Genomic DNA, 2500 nt, shown 5'->3' with positions numbered 1-2500 from the left:
TCTGTTTGCAGCGAGCTTAAGCCGTTAGGTGTAGGCGTAGCGAAAGCGAGTCTGAATAGGGCGCATAGTTGCTGGCAGAAGACCCGAAACCGAGTGATCTAGCCATGGCCAGGCTGAAGGTGCGGTAACACGCACTGGAGGGCCGAACCCACGCCTGTTGAAAAAGTCGGGGATGAGCTGTGGCTAGGGGTGAAAGGCCAATCAAACTCGGAGATAGCTGGTTCTCCGCGAAATCTATTGAGGTAGACCGTCAGGTGGTTACCCCGGGGGGTAGAGCACTGGATGGGCTAGGGGGGCCCAAAGCCTTACCAAACCCAACCAAACTCCGAATACCCGGAAGTATAGCCTGGCAGACAGACAGTGGGTGCTAAGGTCCATTGTCGAGAGGGAAACAGCCCAGACCACCAGCTAAGGCCCCCAAATCGTGGCTAAGTGGGAAAGGATGTGGGGATTCCATAACAACCAGGAGGTTGGCTTAGAAGCAGCCATCCTTTAAAGAAAGCGTAATAGCTCACTGGTCTAATAGAAACCCTGCGCCGAAAATGTAACGGGGCTCAAGCCACGTGCCGAAGCTGTGGGTGCATATCTATGATATGCGCGGTAGCGGAGCGTTCCGTAAGTCAGTGAAGGAGACGGGGTGACCCTCTCTGGAGATATCGGAAGTGCGAATGCTGACATGAGTAGCGACAAACAGTGCGAGAAACACTGTCGCCGAAAGTCCAAGGGTTCCTGCGCAAGGTTAATCCACGCAGGGTTAGTCGGCCCCTAAGGCGAGGGCGAGAGCCGTAGTCGATGGGAAACAGGTGAATATTCCTGTACCTGCCAGAAGTGACGAATGCGATATGTTGTCAGGTCTTAACGGATTGACCTGGCTTTTGGAGCATTCCAGGAAATAGCTCTGGCGTATAGACCGTACCCGAAACCGACACAGGTGGACTGGTAGAGAATACCAAGGCGCTTGAGAGAACGATGCTGAAGGAACTAGGCAAATTGCTCGTGTAACTTCGGGATAAGCGAGACCCGTTGGTGGGCAACCATTGGCGGGTGGCACAGACCAGGGGGTAGCGACTGTTTATTAAAAACACAGGACTCTGCGAAGTCGAAAGACGACGTATAGGGTCTGACGCCTGCCCGGTGCCGGAAGGTTAAGAGGAGGTGTGAGAGCGCTGAATTGAAGCCCCGGTAAACGGCGGCCGTAACTATAACGGTCCTAAGGTAGCGAAATTCCTTGTCGGGTAAGTTCCGACCTGCACGAATGGCGTAACGACTTCCCCGCTGTCTCCAGCATCGGCTCAGCGAAATTGAATTCCCCGTGAAGATGCGGGGTATCCGCGGTCAGACGGAAAGACCCTATGAACCTTTACTGCAGCTTTACAGTGGCATCAGAGACATTCTGTGTAGGATAGGTGGGAGGCTTTGAAGCAGGGGCGCCAGTTCCTGTGGAGCCATCCTTGAAATACCACCCTGAATTTTTCTGATGTCTAACCGTGGTCAGTTAGCCTGATCCGGGACCCTGTATGGTGGGCAGTTTGACTGGGGCGGTCGCCTCCCAAAGTGTAACGGAGGCGCGCGATGGTGGGCTCAGGCCGGTCGGAAACCGGCTGTTGAGTGCAATGGCATAAGCCCGCCTGACTGCGAGAGTGACAGCTCGAGCAGAGACGAAAGTCGGCCATAGTGATCCGGTGGTCCCGCGTGGAAGGGCCATCGCTCAACGGATAAAAGGTACTCTAGGGATAACAGGCTGATCTCCCCCAAGAGTCCACATCGACGGGGAGGTTTGGCACCTCGATGTCGGCTCATCACATCCTGGGGCTGGAGCAGGTCCCAAGGGTTCGGCTGTTCGCCGATTAAAGTGGTACGTGAGCTGGGTTTAGAACGTCGTGAGACAGTTCGGTCCCTATCTGCCGTGGATGTTGGAGACTTGAGAGGATTTGTCCCTAGTACGAGAGGACCGGGATGAACATACCTCTGGTGCACCGGTTGTCGCGCCAGCGGCACCGCCGGGTAGCTAAGTATGGAAGGGATAACCGCTGAAAGCATCTAAGCGGGAAACCCACCTCAAAACTAGGTCTCCCTGAGGGTCGTGGTAGACCACCACGTTAATAGGCCAGGTGTGAAAGCGTGGTAACACGTGCAGCTAACTGGTCCTAATCACCCAATAGGCTCACTCTCTTACTGTCCCCTTAAAAGGACAGCCCGTGCACAGAAATCATCCATATATACGCCTACTTCTTCTACCAACCGTCTTCCACACACCCTTACAGGGTGGACTGGATGACCTGGTGGCCATGGCGGGGAGAGATCCACCCGATCCCATCCCGAACTCGGCCGTGAAAACCCCCAGCGCCTATGATACTGTGGCTTAAGCCACGGGAAAGTCGGTCGCCGCCAGGTCTTCCAATCCACCCTTCCAAAACTTACTACCCCTACAAATTTCAACACAATTACAACCGCGGGGTGGAGCAGCCCGGTAGCTCGTCAGGCTCATAACCTGAAGGTC

Annotated in this window: 2 rRNA genes (1 of these 2 cut by a window edge); both read left to right on the top strand. The window is 54.9% G+C overall.

Going from position 1 to position 2500, the window contains the following annotated elements:
- Positions 1-2172: ribosomal RNA gene (locus FKW31_RS15860) — 23S ribosomal RNA — on the top strand; it begins 571 nt to the left of the window's first position.
- Positions 2173-2278: 106 nt separating this feature from the next.
- Positions 2279-2394: ribosomal RNA gene (rrf, locus tag FKW31_RS15855) — 5S ribosomal RNA — on the top strand.
- The last annotated feature ends 106 nt before the right edge of the window (positions 2395-2500 follow it).

This window comes from Acetobacter sp. DmW_136 (genome assembly GCF_008690365.1).
In the GTDB taxonomy this organism is placed as follows: domain Bacteria; phylum Pseudomonadota; class Alphaproteobacteria; order Acetobacterales; family Acetobacteraceae; genus Acetobacter; species Acetobacter oryzifermentans.
The sequence above is the reverse complement of the archived record's forward strand: the minus strand, read 5'-3'. Positions and strand labels throughout refer to the sequence as shown.